Source organism: Algoriphagus sp. (assembly GCF_029254265.1).
Lineage (GTDB): Bacteria > Bacteroidota > Bacteroidia > Cytophagales > Cyclobacteriaceae > Algoriphagus.
The window spans coordinates 40,372-63,089 of record NZ_JAQWXX010000073.1 but is presented as its reverse complement, the minus strand read 5'-3'; the positions used below and the strand labels follow the sequence as shown (position 1 = coordinate 63,089).

Here is a 22,718-nt window from a genome sequence, read left to right as displayed (position 1 = left end):
TATGCCCCGATAGCTATCGGGGAAGCCTTGCGAAGATTCTATGTGGCCATTAAAAATCAAATTATAAACACATGAAATGCTCATAAGAAAAGTTCTCATACAGGAGAATGTCCAGAAATATCGGGATTAGGGCGTTCCATATGACCGCTAAAAATCAAATTATAAACACATGAAAAAGGTAGCAATTCTAGCAATCACATTCTTTGCCATTTCGATGACCGTAAATGCGCAATCCACGGATTCCAAATACTTAAGCAAGGTTCAGACGCTTGATAGCACAATAGAAACATTGTATGGAGTGATTTCTGGAGAAAAAGGTCAAGCAAGAGATTGGGAGTTATTCAAATATCTATTCCATCCAGACGCCAAGCTGATCCCTTCTGGTAAAAACCAAGCTGGGGTAATCGGAGCTACTTTTTTGACACCAGAAGCGTATATTTCCAGAGCTGGAAAAATGTTAGTTGACACCGGTTTCTTTGAGAAAGAAAGCCATAGAACGGCAGACACATTTGGTGCTATCACCCAGGTATTCAGCACCTATAATTCCTATAATAATGAATCAATGGATACGCCATTTGCGAGGGGAATTAACAGTATTCAACTGCTGAACGATGGCAAAAGATGGTGGATTATTAATATCTACTGGATGCAGGAATCGGAAGAAAATCCCATCCCAGAAAAGTATTTACCGAAGAATTGAGTTCTAAAAGATTTCAGCTTTGGCTAAGATTAGCTGAAATGAACTTTTGGAAATGAAAATGGATAATGCTCAATTTCCAAACTCGTTTGATCCGCCAGGAAAATAAAATGTATTAGAACTGGAATTCGATCACTTGTGCTTTAATTGCTGTTTTGGCCTTTGTTATCTTTTTTGAAATTTCAGCATCATCTCCTAGCAGCAAATCCTTGATCGTATCCAGTGACTTTTCATAATAGTCGAGCCAAGTATCTAAGATTTCTTGCTCATTTTCTTTAGATCCTCCCGCTGCAATAGCCTTTTTGCTAAGCTCGACCTCTATCTCTAGTCGCTGTGAAGCTTTTTCAAGAAGCATTTCAATCATTTTCTCGGCAGTATTCTCATCAGCATTTAGTAAGGTATAAGCACTTACCAAGGCTCCTGTGGCTACATTTTTTAGTGTTTCTTGGGAGACTTTATCCAATCGGTCATTATCCGTGTGGTAAAACTGATCTGTAAAGTGCCAAAGTAACAAGCCTGGAATATTGGCAGAAAGGAAAGGAGTATGGTCAGATCCTCCCTCAAACGGATTTGTTTCAACCACCCAATTCGCATACCGACCTTGATTCTGAAATACGCTAAGAATAAAATCATTCAGGTAATGTGGCTTCATGTCTTCAACTTTCAATGGCCGGCCTCCCCATTCGGTATGTTTATCCTGACCTCGAGTCCAGATAGCACTTGGGTCAGGCATTTTCTCAATTAGAAATGTGCCACCAGTAAGTGCGGTGTTTTCTCCTACCATATCCAAAGAAATCCCCCAATTAATCTGAGCTTTTCGTTTCTCTTTTTCTTCAATGTATCGACGAGTAGAAATAATCTCGTCCCCCCAAAGAAATGTGAGTGTTCGCTTTAAATCTAATTTTCCACTTTGGATCAAATCCGCCGTAAGTACCGCCATTTCCAATTGGGCTCCGACACCAGTTGCATTGTCATTTGCGCCTGGTTCCTGAATATGTGCTGAAAATACTAAGCTCTCTAAGGGTAATTCTTTTCCTTTTACATCCGCTATAATGGTGAGCTCTTCGGACTCATAGATGTTGGTTTCAATCTTTGCGTTGACTTCAACTTTGCCTTTTGCCAAAGCTGCTTTCAATTTTTCTTTTGCTTCAAAAGAAAGTGCCATCGCCCAGCTTTCTTTTTTAGCTTCATATCGCATACTTCTAAATTGAATTGAGGTTTGATTTTTTTCAGGTTGTAGATAGTCAGGATTGTCATAGGTTAAAATCCCAACTATTCCCCGATCAGCAAATGATTGAAGATTTCGAAAGCTCACTTGATCGGAAAAAACAATTTTCCCATTTAGATCCATTTGCTCAAGGTCTTCCTTTTTGGAAATGTAAATGACTTCCGCTTCGACTCCGGATCTAGGAGTAGAGGAGGAGTATTGATAAATCATATTACGATTCGTAGTGAATTCTAAAAGATCTTGATTTTCTCCTAAGATTTTCAAACTCGCTGCTACAGGTTCCCAAGTTGGGCGATTCATAGCTCTTTTTTCGATTCGATAAGTAAGTCTAGTATCTGGTTTTGAATTTTCTTCCAATACAAATCCTGCTTCTTCCAGTTTTTTGGCAATCAGAAACACCGATTCGTTGAATCCGGTATTTCCAGCTACACGCCAGTATTTTTCTACAAAAGCTACCGTCTCGAAAGCTAAATCACCCGAATAGTTTGGTCTAACCACATCAAAATAGGGATTGAGAGTTTGATCGAGAGAACTTTGAGCAATGCTCAATTTTGAAAAGGAGAGAAGTAGCAGGAATAGAAAAGAGATTTTTCTCATTGAAGTTTGAAATTGAAATCAGGTTCGAATTTTAGTTTTTTAAACTTCACAACCAATCGAATCTTTTTGGTTGATGGATTTTTTGGCTTATTTGTCGACATAGCCAAACATTCTTCGGTTATTTTCTAATATCATTTCGGCAATTTCCCTGACCTGATTACCTTTGCGCATGGCAGAACAAATCTTGATCCTCGATTTCGGTTCTCAGTACACCCAACTCATCGCTAGAAGAGTCCGAGAACTGAATGTTTATTGCGAAATCCATCCTTATAATAAAGTCCCAGAAATCACTTCCGATATCAAAGGAGTGATCCTTTCAGGCTCGCCTTGTTCCGTTCGAGACGAAGGTTCTCCTGATTTGGACCTAGACGTTTTTAGAGGAAAGCTTCCACTTTTGGGAGTTTGCTACGGTTCTCAGTTGCTAGCGCAAAAATACGGAGGAGAGGTGTTGCCATCGGAGATTCGGGAATATGGTCGTGCAAACCTTTCTCATATCGATACGCATTATGATTTGTTGAAAGAAATGAGTCATGGCTCTCAAGTGTGGATGTCACATGGTGATACGATTAAGGAATTACCTGATAATTTTGAAGTGATTGCCAGCACATCTTCAGTGCGTGTTGCGGCTTTCAAAGTCAAAGAAGAAGAGACTTATGGAATTCAATTTCACCCAGAAGTAACGCACTCTTCAGAAGGAAAAAATCTCCTTCGAAATTTTGTGGTTGGAATCTGTGGCTGTTCCCAGGATTGGACTTCCGATGTTTTCATTGATGCGACAATAGCAGACTTGAAAGCGAAAATTGGTTCAGATAAAGTAGTGATGGGGCTTTCTGGAGGAGTAGATTCTTCAGTAGCTGCAACTTTAATTCACCGAGCGATTGGAGATCAGTTGACCTGTGTTTTTGTAGATAATGGCTTGCTTCGCAAAAATGAATTTGAAGAGGTGCTTGATTCTTACAAACATATGGGCTTGAATGTGATTGGAGTTGATGCTAAGAAGAAGTTTTACGATGCATTGGAAGGACTTACTGAGCCAGAATCTAAACGAAAAGCTATTGGAAAAGCTTTTATCGAAGTTTTTGATGATGAAGCGCATACAATTGAAGGAGTGAAATGGCTTGGTCAGGGAACGATCTACCCGGATGTGATCGAATCTGTTTCTGTAAAGGGACCTTCAGCGACTATCAAATCTCATCACAATGTGGGAGGATTACCGGACTTTATGAAGTTGTCCGTGGTTGAACCTTTGAATACTTTATTTAAAGATGAGGTTCGGGAAGTGGGTAGAGCATTGGATATTGTAGAGACAATTATTGGAAGACACCCTTTCCCGGGTCCGGGATTAGCAATTCGAATTCTTGGGGATATCACTGCAGAAAAGGTAAAAACACTTCAGGAAGTGGATTATATTTTTATCCAAGGCCTAAAAGATCATGGTCTTTATGACCAAGTTTGGCAGGCAGGAGCGATTTTGCTTCCAATCAATTCTGTTGGAGTAATGGGCGATGAGCGAACTTATGAAAAAGTGGTCGCACTAAGAGCAGTTGGATCTGTAGATGGAATGACCGCTGATTGGATTCATTTGCCTTATGAATTTTTGGGTAAAATATCCAACGAGATCATTAATCGAGTGAAGGGAGTCAATAGGGTAGTTTATGATATTTCTTCCAAGCCACCTGCTACGATTGAGTGGGAATAAAAATCATTTAAGAGATAGGATTTAAAATAAGAACCCGGAGATATTCTGCGGGTTTTTTTTATTGAATTCATTCTTCAATCCATTTTGGCTTAAACTTTGGGTTTGAAAAATATGGGTTAAATTTGTAAATCCTGAATTATAAGGCATACTGACTATCCATGAGAAAATTTCTTTTTCTATTTCCACTCATTTTTATTTTCAGCTTCGCGAAAGCACAGATTCCAATACCAGCTCAATATACAAAGGCAAAAACTGAATTGGCAGCTAAGAATTATTGGGAGGCAATGCCACTTTTTAAGGAGTTCTTGGATGAGAATAAATATGGGAATCTTTCGAATTACGCAGCTTTTCATTTGGGAGAGGCGGCTTTGGGAGCAAATCAAGCCAGTCAGGCAATTGAAGCATTGCAACCCATTTCTTCAAAAAGCTGGTTAAAGACAGATGAATCAAATTATCTCCTCGCATTAGCCTATTTCCAGAATAATCAAAATCTGGAAGCCCTTCGGACTATCAAAAAAATTCAAAAAGAGGAAATTAAAAATCTTGCAGCAAAAGCAACTTTCGAGAATCTTAAAAGTGAGAGTCCAAGTTTTATGGTTACCAATCTTGGTGAATTCAAGGATAATCCTGGCTATGGTGCTGTGATGAAAGTTGTTTTGGAAAGCCAAACTGTACTTTCATCCACAGAGCGTGCGGCATACTATGAGTTGCAGGGGTTAGGAAGTTCCAATAACAAAATCAAAGATGAGGTATTGGATCTTGTAGTGATTTTGCCATTTACTAATTCCAATAATTCTTCAGTTCTGAATTTATCAGAGAATGATTTTGTGTTTGAATTGTACCAAGGAATAGAATTGGCAATGCAGGAATTACAAAATCAAGGAGTCAAAGTAAGTTTGGCCATTTTTGATTCGAAACGAGACTTGAGTCACCTTCAAACTGTTTTGCAAGATCCTTTGGTGGCAAAGGCGGATGTGATAATTGGGCCAATCTATCCTGAAGAAACGGATTTAGTTAGCGCTTTTTCTGAAAATTCGAAAATTCCTTTTATTCACCCGCTTTCTAATCTCGGGGACCGATTTGAAGAGATGAAGTATAGCTATCTGTTTAGACCTTCAGTTCAGTCGCTTGCCAAAGGTGTGGTCGCTAGTCTCAAACAAAAAAACTGGGGAAAGCGGGTAGCTATTGGGAATAGTGGCAGCACTAGGGATGAAAAACTGGCAGGCCTTCTAGGAGAAGAACTTAGGAAAGAAGGTTTTACTGTAATTAGCAATAAATCAGTTAATCCTAGAGACGTTTCAGGGTTTTTAAAAGATTTAGGAATCAAGTCTGGAAAGGATTCACTATCTAAAGAAGTCGTCGATCAGATTATTTTGCTTTCAGATGATCCTGCAATAGCCCAACCTACATTCGCATTATTGGAATCCGTTTCAGCTTCTGTCCCCACATTAGTAATGGACTCTTGGTTAACCTTTAATTTTGCGAATTTTGAGATGCTTGAGTTCCCGAACTTTCATTTTATAGCAAATAATACACTCAATTTTGATAGTGAGGCTTCCGGGCGATTTACAGAGAAATTTTACTCTGTGTATAAATCAAACCCCAATATTAACAGTTCGCTTGGCTATGAATTGGTCTATTTACTTTCTTCCAATATGTCTTCAAGCAAAGGCTTTGATTTAAGGAGAAACCTAGATCAATCAGTCTATCAAAAAGGAAAGTTGACTTGGGGTTTTAATTTCCAAAATAGTAACAACAATCAATATGTACCTGTGTTTAGTCTAGAAGCAGGTGAATTGAAACCATTAAACTAATCCATGACTATTTCTGAAAGCAAGCGGCTTTTTGCCCATGCTCAAAACTTTATCCCAGGTGGTGTTAACTCACCCGTTCGTGCATTTCGTGCTGTAGGTGGGGATCCTTTATTTATCAAAAAGGCAAATGGAGCCTTCATCTATGATGAGGACGACAATGAATATATTGAACTAATCAATAGCTGGGGTCCAATGATTCTAGGTCATAACAATCCGATGATTCGGGAGGCTGTGATCAAAGCAATGGAAGATGGTACCTCTTTCGGCGCTCCAACAGCTAAAGAAGTAGAAATCGCTGAATTGATTGTTTCAATGGTTCCTTCGGTAGAGAAAGTTCGAATGGTCAATTCAGGAACTGAAGCGACTATGTCTGCGATCCGAGTAGCAAGAGGCTTTACAGGTCGAGATAAATTCATCAAAATGGAAGGCCACTACCATGGACACGGAGACTCGTTTCTGATTGCAGCTGGTTCTGGCGCCATGACCATGGGTAATCCAGATTCACCGGGAGTTACAAAAGGGACTGCAAAAGACACGCTTTTGGCCCCTTATAATGATCTTCAAGCCATAGAGCGACTGGTGGAAGCCAACAAAGGAGAAATTGCAGCCTTGATTTTGGAGCCTGTTCCAGGAAATATGGGCTTATGTTTGCCTCTTCCCGGATATTTGGAAGGCCTCCGAGAAATCTGTACCCGTGAAGGGATTGTGTTGATTTTTGATGAGGTGATGACTGGCTTTAGATTAGCAAAAGGTGGAGCACAAGAACTCTATGGGGTGACTCCAGATATGACCACTTTAGGGAAAATCATCGGTGGAGGCATGCCGGTCGGTGCATACGGAGGAAAAAAAGAAATCATGGAATTTGTCTCTCCAGCCGGCCCAGTTTATCAAGCGGGGACACTTTCAGGAAATCCTATCGCTATGGCAGCGGGATTAACGATGCTGAACTACCTCAATGAACATTCGGAAGTCTATGCTAAGTTGAATCATATAGGGACAAAACTTTCCGAAGGTATCATGAAGATTAATGAATCAATGGATTTTGGGTTTACCGTGAATCGACTGGGAAGTATGTATTCATTCTTCTTTTCTACTGAACCAGTAATCGATTTTGAATCTGCGAAAAAATCTAATACGGTTTTGTTTGGAAAATACTTCCAAGCCATGCTTCATCGAGGAGTTTATTTGGCACCTAGCCAGTTTGAGAGTTTGTTTCTTTCTACGGCTTTAAGTGATGATTTGATCGATCGGATATTGAATGCACATCAAGAAAGTTTGAAGGAGATATTTGAATAAATTTTGAAAATAAAATGGCTATAAAAGTTTACGGAATAAAAAATTGCAATACGATGAAAAAGACCTTTGACTTTCTTCAGGAAAAAGGCGTTGATTACGAATTCATCGATTATAAAAAGCAAAAACCCACGGCTGATTTATTGGAAGGGTTTTTGGGAAAAACCGAGCTTAGTAAATTAGTGAATCGGCAGGGGACGACTTTTAGAAAGATGGATGATGATCAAAAAGCAGCTTTAGAAAATGGAAAAACGGCCATTCCGATATTAATAGAAAACTCAAGCATGATCAAAAGACCTGTAATAGTTTATCCAGATGGTTCTTTGACTTTAGGATTTGATCAGGATCAGATTGCTTCCAAAATCTCTCAATAAACAATTGTGTCCGTTGCCAATTTTGGCAGTAAATAATCCCCAGTTTCCAATTCAAAAGAAAAGTTCTTTTTTTCTTGACTGGATGCTGGGGTTTTAAATACATAAACTTTTTCAAGAGTAGGATGCCCATCCAATAAACTCAAGCTTTCCATGGTGACGTCCGTGGAATTCAAATAAAGTAATTTTAGGTTTTGACAGTTTTTCAGCGAAAATAAGTTTTCACCTGTTATTTCAAGTCCGTTGACTTTCAATACAGTGATATTTGAGGAACTTCCCAGGGAATCAAGAATTGAGGCACTTGCTTTTGAATCGCTCAGATCTAAATATGCAATGTGTTCTGAAACTGAATTGAGCAATTCCCAATCTTTATCTTCAAATGCAGGAAAGTTAATGCAGCTTACTCGAAGTAATGGATTGTCCAAAGCAATATTTTCAATGAAAAACCCCTTCTCTCGTAGTTTTGAAAGTGTGTCTGAGGAGATCCCTTGAAGAGTTGTTTTCGGATAAAATGGAATTTTTTCCTTAGCAAAGAATTGAGAAATTAAGCTGGTTGAAACCTTGGAATCTCCCAGTGTTTGATCCATTGATCCTCCATTTTCTATCCACGCTTTTATTAATTCGATTTCAGCTTTTCGTGGTTGTCTTTTTTCCTTTGGAGGCATATGCTCCTCATCTTCTTTTGGTAAGATTAAGCGCGAAAAGAGCTTACTGTTTTCGGCATTACCCTGATTCACTATTTTGCCACCTTCTCCTCCTCCTAATAATCCTTCTGAAGATGTTAAATCCAATTCTCCCTTCATATTCTTAGGATTGTGGCAAGAAATACAATTGTGATTAAGGATAGGCTGAATCGCTCCCTCGTAGAAAGCAAGTTCTTCCCAGTTTTCAGTAGGTAGTTCTAAAGGTTTGGACTGTTCAATCTCTATTCCCAGAAAGGTCTGCAAACCCGAAGGCAAAACTTCAAACAAATAATCATCCCCATGAGTGATATTGCCTCCAAAGTGCCCCGTGAGAATCAAAATTAATAGGAGTCCACCGGATTGGATTTTTCTGATTTTTGTGACATCAGGTTTACTTCTAAATGAAAAATAAAGCCAAGCAGAAAGAGCAACAGTGCACCAACCTAAAATCAAATGGATTCGTACAGTTTCCCAAGTATATCCTTCGTGCTGATATTGGAAAAATCCGGAAATTGCAGAAAGAAAGGCAAAAACAGTTCCGGTAAGGAAAGCAATTGGAATTACTTGGCTGAAATTGTTCTTTTTCTTTTTTGAAAGAAAAATCAATAGCACAGCAAAGAATAAAATCCCGATTGGTAAATGGACGAAAAGTGGGTGGAATCTGCCAAAAAGCGGTAAGAGGAAATCCATTCGGCTAGGCTAAAATTGAGTGAATTAATTCCCCCTCTACATCGGTCAATCGGAATGGGCGACCTTGAAAATCATAAGTAAACTGCTCGTGATCAAAACCCATCAGGTGCAAAATGGTAGCATGTATGTCATGAACAGAAACTCGCTCATCAAGCCCTGCAAAACCAAAATCATCAGTGATTCCATAACTAGCCCCTTTCTTTATACCTCCTCCGGCCATCCACATCGTAAAAGCATCTCCATGGTGATCACGTCCCTTCCATCCTTGAACTTTCCCTTCTCGATTTTCTTGCATTGGAGTTCGTCCAAACTCACCACCCCACACAACAAGCGTTTCTTCAAGAAGCCCTCTTTGCTTCAAATCGAGCAAAAGTGCAGTTATAGGTCTGTCTATTTCCTGACATTTTTGGCGAAGACCTGAATCGATAGACTCTTTTTTTGAGGTGCCATGGGTATCCCAGCCCCAATCGTAAAGCTGAACAAAGCGAACTCCTTTTTCCACTAATTTCCTTGCTAAAAGGCAATTGTTTGCAAATGATTCCTCACCAGGTTTTGTTCCATAAAGCTTTTGAATCGCCTCTGGTTCATCGTTGATATTCATCACTTCCGGAACTTCGATTTGCATTCGATAAGCCATCTCATATTGATTGATGCGAGCCAAGATTTCTGGATCACCGAAATCCTTGAAGCTTTCTTCATTTGCAGAATTAATAGCTTGTATGACTGATTTTTTCATGTCTCTAGTCATGCCTTCCGGATCTTGAAGGTATAATACTGGATCTCCCTTTGATCGGCATTGTACTCCTTGATATACGGAAGGTAAAAATCCAGAACCCCAGACACTTTTACCGGCATCGGGAGTTTTTCCCCCTGATGTCAGCACCACAAAGCCAGGTAAATTTTTGTTCTCCGTGCCCAGCCCATAGGTTACCCAACTTCCAATACTAGGTCTTCCCAGTCTTGGACTTCCAGTCTGCATAAATAATTGTGCTGGACCATGATTAAACTGGTCTGTATGTACCGCTTTTAGAAAAGCAACTTCATCCACTACGGAAGAAAAATGAGGCAAATAATCTGATACCCAAGCTCCTGATTGACCATGCTGAGAAAACTTTGCTTGCGGTCCAAGGATATTTGGAACGCCTCGGATAAATGCGAATTGACGGCCTTCCAATAAAGATTCCGGGCAGGCTTTTCCATCGTATTTGACTAGTTCAGGTTTGTAATCAAATAATTCCAATTGCGAAGGAGCTCCTGCCATATGGAGGTAAATGATTGATTTGGCTTTAGGAGCAAATGGTGGTGGGAGTGGAGCCAAAGGATTTAAATCACGATCTGAAAGATTTAATCCTTGAGATTTTTTGATAGTTCCGGGTTCGCATCCAAATAGTAGCGGTACCATTGCAAGTCCTCCTACTTTGCTCACACAATCCATCAGGAAATGTCGTCTGGTTTGATTCTGCAGTTTTTGTTGCAAAAACTCATTCAGTAGCCTTTCGAGTTGATTCATATCAGGGCTTGGTTAGAAATTCATCCAAATTCAAAAAAGCATTGGCCACTAAAGACATTGCTGCTAATTCTGGAGTCACTATTTGGTTCTTAAATCCAAAGAACTTTTCAAGCAATTCAGGTCGAGTTTGATATTCTGAAAGTCCTTGCTTGTAAAGCGACATCATTGCTTCTGAAGTGTTTTTTGAAATTTGACTTAATACTAATTTAGAATAGCCATATGAAATGGCGGATTTTGGATCCGCTGGGTTGGATTCCATCATTTCTTTTGCCAAATGGAAAGAAGCCTCGAGGAAAACCGGATCATTCAAAGTAACCAAAGCCTGAAGTGGTGTATTCGTTACGATCCTTCTACTTAGACAAACTTCCCGACTTCCTGCATCAAATGTTACCATGGAGGGATAAGGACTGGTACGTTTTAAAAAAGTATAAATTCCTCTTCTGTATCGATCTTCTCCTTCGGCCTCTACCCATGACTCGCCATTGTAGACAGTTTGCCAAATCCCTTCAGGTTGGGGAGGCATAACTGGCTTTCCAAACATTTTAGAACTGAGTAGTCCACTTACGGCCAGCGCCTGATCTCTCACTTGCTCTGCTGAGAGTCTGATTCTTGGGCCTCTGGCATACCACTTGTTTTGAGGGTCCGCCGCAAATAGCTCTGGTGACAAAACAGATTTTTGCTTGTAAGTTTCCGAAGTTACAATCTCACGGATGAGTTCTTTGATACTCCAATCATACTCATTCATGACTCTCCAAGCCAAATAATCCAGTAATTCAGGATGCGATGGAGGATCTGACTGGGTTCCCATATCTTCCAGAGTACTTACTATTCCTCTTCCAAATAACTGATCCCAAATTCGATTCACGAGCGTCCTTGCTGTTAATGGGTTTTGATTATCAACCAGCCATTCTGCAAATCCCAATCGATCCTGTCTCCATTTTTTTTCACTAGGATTTAAACTTTTTGGAATCTCAGGACTAACTTTTTCTCCAAGGATCATCCAATTTCCTCGCTCAAAAACATGTGTTTCCCGACTCATGAAACTTGGATTTTCTATTAGTATAGGAACCGTAGTAGTTTTAGCCGCAATTAAGTTTTCCCAATTATTTTGGACTTTTTCGAAGCCATTTTTTTCTTTCCCCGGTAATGAGGGCAAAAAAGCAAACCAAACTACAGCAATTGCATTCTGTTCTGTTTTAGCTTTTGGACTTTTCATTTCCAAGTATAAATCATGTTTTCCCGAAAGTTTAGGGAAAGATATAGTTCGAGTTGCTTTTGCGGATTTATTTATTGGGATAGTACTCAGGATATCGCCCTCTGGACCATCTTTTCGGATGGTCAGAGTACTCCCATCTACATCAGACCAATAATTCAAAAGCAGTTGATCTGCTTCTTGTGTATCTATATCTCTTAGGTAGCAAGATCCATCGGCTTGCATTCCAAGCCATTTGGTGTCAATTAATTCTGACTTGATGAAATCCTGAGCAATATGGGCAGCGTATTTTGGCTCTTGATAAGTCAGGAATTTTTTGAATTTATCAGCTTCTTCGTCGTCTTGATTTTCACTTACCCAATTGACGATTTCGTTTAGCCTTTCCTGATCTTCTGATTCGTAAAAACGAAGTTTAGGTTCTTCATCATGAGTGTCCTCGTCTCGACTATTATTGAAAAAAGCAGTAGACTGATAGAATTCTTCATGACGAATCGGATCATAAGGATGACTATGGCACTGTACACATGCCATAGTGGTGCTTTGCCAGACTTCATAAGTGGTACTCACCCGGTCGAGAACTGCTGCGACCCGAAACTCTTCATCATTCGTACCACCTTCATCATTATTCATGGTGTTTCGATGAAAGGCGGTGGCAGCAAGTTGATCCGTAGTAGGATTATGCAACAAGTCTCCAGCTAATTGCTCAATTGTAAATTCATCAAAAGGTTTGTCTGAATTGAACGCTCGAATAACCCAATCCCGATAAGGCCACATCGTCCTACTTACATCCCGCTCATATCCTTTGGTATCTGCATATCTTGCTAAATCCAACCACCAAGATGCCCATTTCTCCCCAAAAGAAGGGGAAGCTAGAAGTTGATCAACGGCAGTATCATAAGAGATTTTACCGGATTGGATAGATTGGATCAATTCCTGAGAAGGGGGTAAGCCTGTGATGTCGAGCGCTGCTCTTCGAATCAATTGGGATATATCTGCTTGCTCAGAAGGTTGAAGATTTAACTCTTCTAATTTTTCCCTCACATAGTAATCAATGGGCTTGAGTGGTATTGGTTCGTTATTATTTCCCAATGAAGCAGTAGATGGGCTTGCAGGAAGGTTTGGTTCTGCTACTGGAGAATAAGCCCAATGTTCTCCCCATTTGGCTCCTTGTCGGATCCAAGTTTTCAAGAGTTCAATTTCTTCTTCGGATAGTGGGGATTTTTGATAAGGCATCCTAAGCTCAGGATCACTCTCGGTAAGTCTTCGGATTAGCTCGCTTCCGTTTGGATCACCCGGAATTATTGCAGGATGACCGGATTTTGTAGGAGCGAAAGCTTCTTCTTCAAAAAGTAATGAGAACTCGCCGTTTTTCTTCACCCCTCCATGGCAGGTTATACAATGCGTATTGAGAATAGGTTTGATTTGAGTACTGAAATCAATCTTTTCTTCTTCTTTCCAAAAGAAAAAAAGAAGTGAAACTCCAAGTAAAACAGATAGAAGGATCGCTATTCGCTCGCGGGTCATGCCATAGATTGATTCTCCCTAAAATAGCCAAATAGATCGATTTGGAAAAACTATCAAAAGTCGGTTTGATCTAAAAAAATAAAGCTCGAATCGATCGAGCTTTTTAATTGAAGAGTTACTTTGCCACAGGAAAATAATCAGGCAAATTTTTAAGAATATCCAAAGTCATTGAATCCAAGTCATAATCAGGTTTCCAGCCCCAATCTTTTCGAGCACAGCTATCATCGATACTATCCGGCCATGAATCAGCAATAGCTTGTCTAAAATCAGGCTGATATTCAATCTCGAAGCTAGGGTGATGTTTTTTTATGCTTTCAAAGATTTCCTTTGGAGAAAAGGTCATCCCTGAAAGGTTATAACTAGATCGGATTTTAACCAATTCCCGTGGTGTATTCATCAGATCGAGCGTAGCTTTGATAGCGTCAGGCATGTACATCATCGGAAGGTAGCTGTCCTCTTTTAGGAAGCAGGAGAACTTTTGACCAGCTAAAGCCTTGTGATAAATATCAACTGCGTAATCCGTCGTTCCTCCACCTGGTAAGGATTTATATCCGATCAAACCTGGATATCTCAGGCTTCTTACGTCGACATTGAATTTCTGGAAGTAATATTCACACCATCGTTCACCTGCTTGTTTGCTGATGCCATAAACTGTATTAGGTTCCTTGACGCAGTATTGTGGGGTGTTTATTTTAGGAGTATTTGGGCCAAAAACTGCAATTGAAGAAGGCCAGTATACTTTTTCTAGTTTAAATTCTTTTGCAAGTTCTAATACATGAAGAAGGCTCTCCATATTTAAATGCCAAGCAAAGATTGGTTTTTTTTCTCCCGTGGCTGAAAGAACAGCTGCAAGATGATATATCTGGGTTACTTTCTCATTTTTGACCAAGTCCCTCAATCCATCTTTATTCATTACATCTAGGACTTCAAATCTGCAATAATCAAATTTTGATCTGGCTGACTCTTGGAGGTCTGTAGCTATAACTGATTCTGATCCATAGAGATCCGCAAGTGATTTGGTTAATTCTGAACCAAGCTGTCCGGCTGCACCGATAACAAGAATTTTTTCCATGTAGAGGCTTTCAAAATCACCCAAAGTTCTGCTTTAGGTTTTTGTTTATATTTGGGTTTGCTATCGCAAAAGTAAGAAAAATCAATTCTCTTTATGGGGTTTTTGACGAATGGAAATCCCTGTTTTTGCATCATTTATAGACCAAATATTCATGTACGATTCATTAAAACCCAAATTAGAACAAGAATTAAAAGAAATAGAGGCAGCTGGACTGTTTAAAAAGGAGCGAGTGATTACTTCTCCACAGGCTGCAGAAATCACAATCTTAGGTGGTAAGCATGTTCTCAATTTTTGTGCAAATAATTATCTAGGACTTTCTTCCCATCCAAAAGTGGTAGAGGCTGCGAAAGCCTCCATAGATTCGCATGGGTACGGGATGTCTTCAGTCCGTTTTATTTGTGGAACTCAAGACATTCATAAGGAATTAGAGCGAAAGATCTCTGAATTTTTAGGGACAGAAGATACCATTCTTTATGCTGCTGCCTTTGATGCCAATGGGGGTGTTTTCGAACCGATTTTTGGTGCTGAGGATGCGATTATCTCAGATGCATTAAACCATGCTTCGATTATCGATGGAGTTCGGCTTTGCAAAGCCATGCGGTTTCGATATGAGCATAACAACATGGAGGATTTGGAAAAGCAATTGCAGGATGCGGTTGCGAAAGGAGCAAAGCAAAAAATCATCGTAACGGATGGTGTGTTTTCAATGGACGGAACGATTGCTCAACTTGATAAAATTGTAGCTCTAGCAGAAAAATATGGTGCACTTGTCATGTCAGATGAATGTCATTCTACGGGCTTTATGGGTAAAAAAGGACGTGGAGTTCATGAGCATTGCGATGTCATGGGTAAAATTGATATTATTACCGGAACTCTAGGTAAGGCGCTTGGAGGTGCATCAGGTGGGTTTACTTCTGGTAGAAAAGAGATTATTGAACTTTTGAGACAGCGTTCACGGCCATATTTGTTTTCAAATACTTTGGCTCCATCCATTACCGGAGCATCGATAGCTGTTTTAGATTTATTGTCTGAAACCACTGAGTTACGGGATAAGCTCGAATCAAATACAGCTTATTTTAGAGAGAAAATGAATGCAGCTGGATTTGACATCAAACCAGGTACCCATCCCATTGTTCCAGTAATGCTCTATGATGCTGTACTTTCTCAGAAAATGGCAGAGAAACTTTTAGAAAAAGGAATCTATGTGATTGGGTTTTATTTCCCCGTAGTACCTAAGGGGCAAGCAAGAATTAGAGTTCAAATTTCAGCAGGACACGAAAGAGAACATTTGGATAAAGCGATTAATGCATTTATAGAAGTTGGAAAAGAGCTGGGCGTGATCTAGATTCTAATTTATTCTAAACATAAAAGGCAGTGAATTCACTGCCTTTTATGTTTTACTGGTCATTGCTAGTTTTCTTTTTTTCTTCAACTCATATTCCTGAATATCCTCAAACCTACTATCTACCTCCTCATTGTTCAAGTAATCATTGATGGTTTCTCGAATCTCCTGAAACGACATGTTATGTAAGACTTTGCCATTTTTTGTAATAGAGAGTTGTCCGGTCTCTTCAGAAACAACTAGTACTATGGCGTCTGTTGCTTCAGACATACCTATTGCAGCACGGTGCCTTAATCCAAACTGAGCAGGCACTTCTCTTTCCGTCACTGGAAGTATACATCTTGCAGCTTTGATTTTCCCGTTGTGAATGATAACAGCCCCGTCATGAAGTGGGCTATACTTATTGAAAATAGAAATCAATAGTCTCTTAGATAATTCGGCGTCCAATATGTCGCCGCTTTCAGCATAAAACTTCAACTCTGTACTTTTGGATATTACAATGAGTGCACCTGTGTTGCTTCCAGCCAATATTTTTGAGGCATCAACTATAGGGCTAATATTAAATGTCCCGTTTTCTCTTTTTTTCCAAAAGAATAAAAGGTCTTTCCAGATGTTGTCATTAGATAGGAATGATGATCTGCCTATTAGGAGAAGGAATTTTCTGATTTCAGGTGCAAAAATGATAATTGCTGCAATCACACCAACTCCCATGAATTGACCCAGAATAGATGAGAGGAGCTCCATTCTAAGTGCTCTTACAAGCAAATAAATCAAATAAATAGATAGGAAGCCTAGAAAAATCTTGATAGCTACACTGCCTTTTAGAAGTTTATAGACTTGGTATAGCAATGCCGCCACCAAGGCAATATCTATCATATTGACAATGGAGATTTCTAAGAAACCTATTTTAAAAAGCAAGCTCAAGTTGTTGGGTATAAAATGTTATATAAATCTATAGTTTGTTTAGCTTCTTTAACGTCATGCACTCTAAGTAAGTTTGCCCCTTTGGATAAAGCAAACATATGAAGTGCAGTAGATCCATTTAAAGCATCTATTGGATCAATTTCCAGCGTTTTGTAGATCATTGATTTTCTAGAGACACCTGCCAAAATAGGAACTCCAAAAACTTTGAATAATTCAATGTTTCTCAATATCCAAAAATTTTGGGGAATGGTCTTAGCAAATCCAAAACCTGGATCAAATATTACATCATTAATGCCAAACTTTTTAAATTCTTCCAGTTTTTTAGCGAAATAGTACATTATTTCTGCTAAAATATCTGAATAATCAATTTGACTCTGCATGGTTTTGGGATTCCCCTTCATATGCATAGCGATGTATGGAACTTTTAATTTCCCAACTGTAGCCAACATATCAGGATCTAATTCACCAGCTGAAATATCATTCACTATATGAGCGCCTTCTCTGATTGCCGATTTTGCAACTTTACCTCTAAAAGTATCAATAGAAATCAATGTTTCCGGGTGATTTTTGGAAATCCAAGTCACAATCGGCAGAACCCGATCTTCTTCTTCTTGAATTGAAATTTCGGAAGCACCCGGCCTAGTACTGTATCCCCCTAAATCCAAAATATCTGCTCCTTCTGAAATGTGCTTTTCAATTAGTTTAATTGCAGTCTCCAATGTGTTGTATGTCCTACTTCCTGAGTAAAAAGAATCAGGAGTTAGATTAACAATTCCCATTATCTGAGGTCTTTTCCAATTTAAAAGCCTCCCGTTGATTTGAAATGTATATTTTTGGGGAAATAATTTATCTTCGATAGAAGAATTGTTGTCCTGATCGGGAATCATAAAAATTAATCACTTTGGAGAATCAAACTAGTAACGAATATAATCAAGTTATCAGTCGATGTAAAGAATTATTCAGGAAGAAAACCTTAGATTATGGTACGGCCTGGAGAATTTTGCGGCTTCCTTCAATAACTGATCAGATCTTTATTAAAGCTCAGCGAATAAGGTCAATTCAAGAAAAAGGACTACAAAAGGTAGGTGATCCTGTGGTCGATGAATTTGTGGGGATTATAAATTACTGCATTATTGCATTGCTTCAAATCAGTTTTAAGGATGATTCCCTTATGGAAATTCCATTTGAAATCATCGAGCCTAAGTATGATCAATGGGTGAATGACACAAGAGCTTTGCTGGAAAATAAAAATCATGATTATGGAGAAGCTTGGAGAGAAATGCGGGTGAGTTCCATGACTGATATTATCTTAATGAAACTCCTTAGAGTAAAACAAATTGAAGATAATGAGGGACAAACATTGGTATCTGAAGGTATCGAGGCAAACTATCAAGATATGATCAACTACGCTGTTTTCTGTTTAATTAAACTGGGTTATCATGATTAAAGATGGCTTTTTATGGGTAATTAGACTTCTGGTAGGAGGGCTATTTATCTTTTCTGGTTTGATCAAAGTCAACGACCCGGTAGGGACTTCGATAAAGTTGGAGGAATACTTTGATGTTTTTTCAAATGATATTGCTGGTTTCTTTTACTATCTCAAACCATTTGCCTTAGAGTTTGCTGTAATTTTGGTGGTTATTGAGGTGGTTCTTGGAGTGATGCTTATTCTTGGAGTCAAAAGTAGATTCACTGTTTGGGCGCTTGCATTGATGATTTTGTTCTTTACTTTTTTGACATTCTTTTCCGCATACTTTAATAAAGTAACAGATTGTGGATGTTTTGGAGATGCTATCAAACTGACTCCTTGGCAATCTTTTTACAAGGATTTAATTCTATTGGTTCTTATTGCAATCTTGTTTTTGTTTCAATTGGATCTGCCGAAAAAGTCGGCCCTTTGGGCAAAAGTTGTAACTGCAGTTTGTTGCGTTTTGGCTTTAACTCTATCTATTTTAGCCATACGAAATCTCCCATTTATTGATTTTAGAGCATATAAAGTAGGGGTGAATATTCCTCAAAACATGCTTCCTTCTTCTCCGCTTGAGTATTCTTATGTAATGAAGAAGGACGGGGAATTGCTTACTTTCGATCAATATCCATCTGATGAAACGTTGGAGTTTGTAGAGATGAATTTGAAAAACCCTGAAGCACTTCCCAAAATATCAGATTTCGCAGTTTGGAATGATGAGGGAGATTTTTCTTCTGAAGTTTTCACAGGAGATAAAACATTAATCTTGGTAAGTAGCATGCTTAAAGTGAGTGATTCTAATCTTGAAGAAATCGATCAATTGATTAAAGATTTAAAGGGTTCTCCAATTCAACCAGTTTTTGTGGCTGCAGCTTCACAAGAAGAAATTACTTCCTTTATGAATGAGAGGGGATGGGATATTCTTGGATTACAAGCTGATGCTACTGTTGTCAAAACGATGATAAGATCGAACCCTGGCATTATGCTACTGAAAGACGGTCAAGTATTGGCTAAATATCATCACAACAACACTCCGAGTTCAAGCGAAGTTTTGGATTATTATATCAAATGAGTAGTGAATTAAAAGTAGTTTTGGTTGGATTGCCAGGTTCGGGAAAGAGCACTTTCGGACGACAATTGGCGTCCATATTGAAATTCCCCTTTTATGATTTAGACCATTTGATTGAAAATCGATATAAAATGAAAATCTCCGATATCTTCTCAATCCACGGGGAGGGAGGATTTCGAAATTGGGAGACAGAAGTATTGGACGATGTATTGAATTTAAATGAATCTTTTGTTTTAGCCTCAGGAGGAGGTTGTCCCTGTTTCAATGGGAATATGGATCTTATTAATTCTAAGTCTACCTCTGTGTATTTAGATGTTCCTTTGGAAGAGATATCAGCAAGGTTTGGAGCCTCAAGATCTCAGAATCGGCCCATGTTTTCAGATTTAGACCAAGGGGAGGTAATTTTAAAATTGAAAAGTCTGTTGGTCGATCGAGACCATTTTTATAATCAAGCAAAAATAAAACTCAGCGGAGAAGATTTTTCCGCTGAGTTATTGATTTCTGAATTGATTCGATTAATTAAAAATTCAAACTAAGAGTCAAAACTCCATTTGTAAGACTATTCTTCAATTCAGTTACTGGACCAATATTATTTCCGGCATTATCCAGAACTTGATAACTGGAATATAGCGTATTGAATTTTTGATTAATGAGAGCAAAGTCTATAGCGAAATTATTTAATCTGACTCCAAATCCACCTGATAATTGTTGAGTACTTCTATCGTATTCAGAATCAGCAATTGGATCACCATACAACGCATATCCACCTCTAAGGCTGAAATTACTGATCTTGTATTCTGCACCTATTCTAAAATCAATGGTGCTCGTATAAATATTTTGAATTTCTAAATTATCTGGACCTGGATTGAAACTATTTGAGTTCAAACGTGCCGCTGAATAATCAACCCAATCAATATCAGCGGAAATAAATCCATTCTTACCTAAAAAGAAAGCAGCTCCACCCCCAATTTTCAAAGGAGTATTCAGACTAAACCGATTAAGAAACACATCGGTGAATGCTTCTTGTCTCCCAAGTGTAACATCTTCTTGCTCAAAGTAGTAGTTATCATAAAAAGCTAAATTACTTGCACTGTATTCTTCATCTAAAGTGTACCAAGTAGGACTTTGGAAGTTAAATCCAAGATTTACGTAATCAATTGGTTTATATATCAATCCAAGATTCACATTCAATCCACTTCCATTTATAAAAAGATTTTCAGAAAGTGAAGAATTAATGAGAGGACCATCTATAAATTCTTCATTATAAACTTTTATTGAAGAGTAATTTAGGGTTCTTATTCCGAGAGAACCTCCAACAAAAATTTTATGATTGAAATTAGCTCCATAACTAAATGAGAGTTGGTTAGCTGACCCTTCTTGTCTTACATTTTCATCTTGAAAAGGGAAACCCGTGACAAAAGAGTCATAGACATCAGGATTTGGAATAGGATTGCCTTCATTATCAAAAGCAACAGGATTGATTTGATAGGTTTGGTAAGCTAAGCCAGTTAAACCGAAAGATTCAATTTGGTTTTCAGGAATCCCAAAGGAATCTTGAATGTAAAAATCAATAATTGAGGTTTCTCCTATTTCATCAGAGAAATAACCATATTCAGTATTAAAGTTTGCAATTCGTTGAAGGCCGATTCCAAAAGCCCCACCTTTAAAAGCCCCTCTTTCTAGCTCTCCCTTTGGTTTTGCAATTACCATACTGAGATTTGGGAGTGCGAAATTACTGGTGTTGTAGCTTTTATTTTGATTGAGGTAAGTTGTCTCTACACCCCAATCTGTGATGCCTAAGGTCACACTAGCTTGAGATGATCTGAAGAATCCAAGTCCAGCTGGATTTCCGGCAACATTTGATACATCTCCTCCTAGCGACCACTGTGTTCCACCTATAGCCATTATCCTTGCAGATCCAGATGGCTTGTTTTGACTAAATCTATATGCGTCTTCAAAGTAACCACTTTGAGCATATCCTGATGAAATTGAAATAAGGCAGAATATTACTAAAAAGGATGACCTCATTTAGAATTTGTTTAGTGTGATTAAATAACGGAATAAAGGGCTATTAGGCTTAAAATTATTCAAAAAAAAAGGGGAATTAATTCCCCCTTCCACCTCTTGATCCTCCAGAGCTGGCTCCGCCACCTCCGCTACTTCTTGATGCTCCTCCTCCAGAACTCATTCCTCCTCCTGAAGAACTACGACTTGGTGTGCTATAGTTCGATGGAGAAGAAGATCTGGTTGGAGTACTATATGTTCTTGTATTTGTACGACCTGGATTGTACGATGGACTTCCAGATCTGCTAGGAATGGTACTTCTATTATATGATGGACTAGATGATCTGTTGTTATAAGATGGACTGCTTGATCTCGTAACCCCACTTCTACTAGGACCTGTGTATGACCGTGAATTTGATGGGATCGCTGAAGGTCTAGCCGAAGGCATAGCACTTCTTGTTCTGGTTACTGATCTGTCCATTGCTGGAGAAGCAACATTTCTGGTACTTCCATTTGTCGCAACTCTAGATCTTGAATTTGAATAATAATCATTCTGTGAAGTTCCAAAGTCTCTTGAAGTGGTTCTAGCATTATTAGAATTTGTTAAGGTTCTTCTCGAAGATGAGCCGCTATTTAATACATCTCTTCTAGCTTGCGCTCTTGCTGTACTTGGCTGGATTGCAGCATTAGATGAAGATCTACTGGTATTTGCCAAAGATGAACCTCTAGTTGGTCTAGCTCCACTTACTACTCTTCTATCTCCGTATTCGCCACCGGGAATAACGTAAATTGGTCTACCATACATAGGGTATCCCCATCCAGGATAACCTCCGTAGATAGGCATTCCCCAACCCATTCCAAAATTTGGTCCCCAAAATGGATTATAACCTCCAAAACCTATACCGAATCCAAAACTCAAATTAAACCCAGGTCTGTATCCCCAAGATGGACCCCAAAATGGGTCATAGAATCCTCCCATTCCCCAAGGACTCATACCCCACGGACTCATCCATGGATTCATCATTCCCATGCCATACATCATCCCCATATTAAAGGACATAGCAGGATTAAAACCAGAATTTACACCTGATCCGCTTACTCTAAAATTATTATAGGCATCGATATCTCCTTGATTAGTTTGATTTTCATCAACACCTGATTCATCAAAATAAACTACTCCTTCGTCTCCCTCTACGGTCTCAGTCTGGTATCGAGCAATGTAGTCTGGGTTTACGTTTCTTGAACTGAAGTTTTCTTGAGAATAAGCTTCTGCCTGTAAGCTAGAAAGTGATTCAAATTGCTCAGGATTATTATTTTGAACGGCAAACTCTGTCGCTACTTTGGCATCGGATGCCATGAAGTATAGATTGTCTTGTTGGTTATTCATAGCCATCTTATTAGTGCTACAAGATGCTAGAATTACTGCTCCTACAAGGAATGCTGACGTTTGAATTGGAAATTTCTTCATAATAGAAGTTGAATTAGTTACTCTGTTATACGTACACACAGACTAAGGGTTA

General features: G+C 38.9%; 18 protein-coding genes. 9 read left to right on the top strand and 9 right to left on the bottom strand.

Translation table 11 applies throughout. The annotated features are described in order from the left end of the window. The first annotated feature begins 169 nt into the window (after window positions 1-169). Complete coding sequence (locus P8O16_RS10490; protein ID WP_300314290.1) at window positions 170-700, top strand: hypothetical protein; 531 nt, start codon at window positions 170-172, stop codon at window positions 698-700. Window positions 701-812: 112 nt separating this feature from the next. On the opposite strand, the gene P8O16_RS10485 is transcribed toward P8O16_RS10490, so the two are convergent. Beyond that, window positions 813-2,522, bottom strand: coding sequence for a M28 family peptidase (locus P8O16_RS10485; protein ID WP_300314287.1), 1,710 nt, complete (start codon window positions 2,520-2,522; stop codon window positions 813-815). 169 nt (window positions 2,523-2,691) lie between these two features. Here P8O16_RS10485 and guaA point away from each other — a divergent pair, with 169 nt between their 5' ends. The 4 genes from guaA to P8O16_RS10465 all read left to right on the top strand — a co-directional run bounded on the left by guaA (window position 2,692) and on the right by P8O16_RS10465 (window position 7,702). After that, the gene (gene guaA / locus P8O16_RS10480) at window positions 2,692-4,221 is read left to right on the top strand and encodes a glutamine-hydrolyzing GMP synthase (protein ID WP_300314284.1); all 1,530 of its coding nucleotides are present in this window, start codon (window positions 2,692-2,694) and stop codon (window positions 4,219-4,221) included. Window positions 4,222-4,379: 158 nt separating this feature from the next. After that, the gene (locus P8O16_RS10475; RefSeq protein ID WP_300314281.1) at window positions 4,380-6,035 is read left to right on the top strand and encodes an amino acid ABC transporter substrate-binding protein; all 1,656 of its coding nucleotides are present in this window, start codon (window positions 4,380-4,382) and stop codon (window positions 6,033-6,035) included. A gap of 3 nt (window positions 6,036-6,038) precedes the next feature. After that, window positions 6,039-7,331: a glutamate-1-semialdehyde 2,1-aminomutase gene (gene hemL, locus P8O16_RS10470; protein ID WP_300314279.1), complete on the top strand. Its 1,293-nt coding sequence runs from the start codon at window positions 6,039-6,041 to the stop codon at window positions 7,329-7,331. A gap of 14 nt (window positions 7,332-7,345) precedes the next feature. After that, complete coding sequence (locus tag P8O16_RS10465) at window positions 7,346-7,702, top strand: Spx/MgsR family RNA polymerase-binding regulatory protein (protein ID WP_300314276.1); 357 nt, start codon at window positions 7,346-7,348, stop codon at window positions 7,700-7,702. Here the strand turns inward: P8O16_RS10465 and P8O16_RS10460 are convergent. The 4 genes from P8O16_RS10460 to P8O16_RS10445 form a co-directional block, all read right to left on the bottom strand. Beyond that, entirely contained in the window at window positions 7,696-9,072 is a 1,377-nt protein-coding gene (locus tag P8O16_RS10460) for a c-type cytochrome domain-containing protein (RefSeq protein ID WP_300314273.1), read from the bottom strand. The two genes, P8O16_RS10465 and P8O16_RS10460, sit on opposite strands and share 7 nt — an antisense overlap. Window positions 9,073-9,076: 4 nt before the next feature. After that, window positions 9,077-10,582, bottom strand: a complete 1,506-nt coding sequence (locus P8O16_RS10455; RefSeq protein WP_300314271.1) for a DUF1501 domain-containing protein — start codon at window positions 10,580-10,582, stop codon at window positions 9,077-9,079. A 1-nt stretch (window position 10,583) separates the two neighbouring features. Then, window positions 10,584-13,319, bottom strand: a complete 2,736-nt coding sequence (locus P8O16_RS10450) for a DUF1553 domain-containing protein (RefSeq protein WP_300314269.1) — start codon at window positions 13,317-13,319, stop codon at window positions 10,584-10,586. A 115-nt stretch (window positions 13,320-13,434) separates the two neighbouring features. Next, window positions 13,435-14,391: an NAD-dependent epimerase/dehydratase family protein gene (locus tag P8O16_RS10445; protein ID WP_300314266.1), complete on the bottom strand. Its 957-nt coding sequence runs from the start codon at window positions 14,389-14,391 to the stop codon at window positions 13,435-13,437. A 151-nt stretch (window positions 14,392-14,542) separates the two neighbouring features. Between P8O16_RS10445 and kbl the strand changes: the two genes are divergently transcribed. Then, the gene (kbl, locus tag P8O16_RS10440) at window positions 14,543-15,736 is read left to right on the top strand and encodes a glycine C-acetyltransferase (protein WP_300314263.1); all 1,194 of its coding nucleotides are present in this window, start codon (window positions 14,543-14,545) and stop codon (window positions 15,734-15,736) included. Between the two features lie 45 nt (window positions 15,737-15,781). On the opposite strand, the gene cdaA is transcribed toward kbl, so the two are convergent. Then, window positions 15,782-16,657, bottom strand: a complete 876-nt coding sequence (gene cdaA, locus P8O16_RS10435) for a diadenylate cyclase CdaA (RefSeq protein WP_300314260.1) — start codon at window positions 16,655-16,657, stop codon at window positions 15,782-15,784. Beyond that, the gene (folP, locus tag P8O16_RS10430) at window positions 16,654-17,544 is read right to left on the bottom strand and encodes a dihydropteroate synthase (RefSeq protein ID WP_300314258.1); all 891 of its coding nucleotides are present in this window, start codon (window positions 17,542-17,544) and stop codon (window positions 16,654-16,656) included. Before folP ends, cdaA begins: the two co-directional genes overlap by 4 nt. A 14-nt stretch (window positions 17,545-17,558) precedes the next feature. Between folP and P8O16_RS10425 the strand changes: the two genes are divergently transcribed. From P8O16_RS10425 to P8O16_RS10415, 3 genes are read left to right on the top strand one after another with little or no spacing between them, the layout of a single operon-like run. Further along, window positions 17,559-18,104 (top strand): DUF1599 domain-containing protein, encoded by a 546-nt coding sequence (locus P8O16_RS10425; RefSeq protein WP_300314256.1) that lies wholly within the window; start codon window positions 17,559-17,561, stop codon window positions 18,102-18,104. Further along, window positions 18,097-19,197: a BT_3928 family protein gene (locus P8O16_RS10420; RefSeq protein ID WP_300314254.1), complete on the top strand. Its 1,101-nt coding sequence runs from the start codon at window positions 18,097-18,099 to the stop codon at window positions 19,195-19,197. The genes P8O16_RS10425 and P8O16_RS10420 overlap by 8 nt, the downstream gene beginning before the upstream one ends. Beyond that, complete coding sequence (locus P8O16_RS10415) at window positions 19,194-19,730, top strand: shikimate kinase (RefSeq protein ID WP_300314251.1); 537 nt, start codon at window positions 19,194-19,196, stop codon at window positions 19,728-19,730. The genes P8O16_RS10420 and P8O16_RS10415 overlap by 4 nt, the downstream gene beginning before the upstream one ends. On the opposite strand, the gene P8O16_RS10410 is transcribed toward P8O16_RS10415, so the two are convergent. Both P8O16_RS10410 and P8O16_RS10405 read right to left on the bottom strand, forming a co-directional pair. After that, window positions 19,714-21,222 carry a long-chain fatty acid transporter gene (locus P8O16_RS10410; RefSeq protein WP_300314249.1) on the bottom strand — a complete coding sequence of 503 codons (1,509 nt, stop codon included), beginning with the start codon at window positions 21,220-21,222 and terminating at the stop codon, window positions 19,714-19,716. The genes P8O16_RS10415 and P8O16_RS10410 overlap by 17 nt on opposite strands. 76 nt (window positions 21,223-21,298) lie before the next feature. Further along, entirely contained in the window at window positions 21,299-22,666 is a 1,368-nt protein-coding gene (locus tag P8O16_RS10405) for a hypothetical protein (protein WP_300314247.1), read from the bottom strand. Window positions 22,667-22,718: the final 52 nt, after the last annotated feature.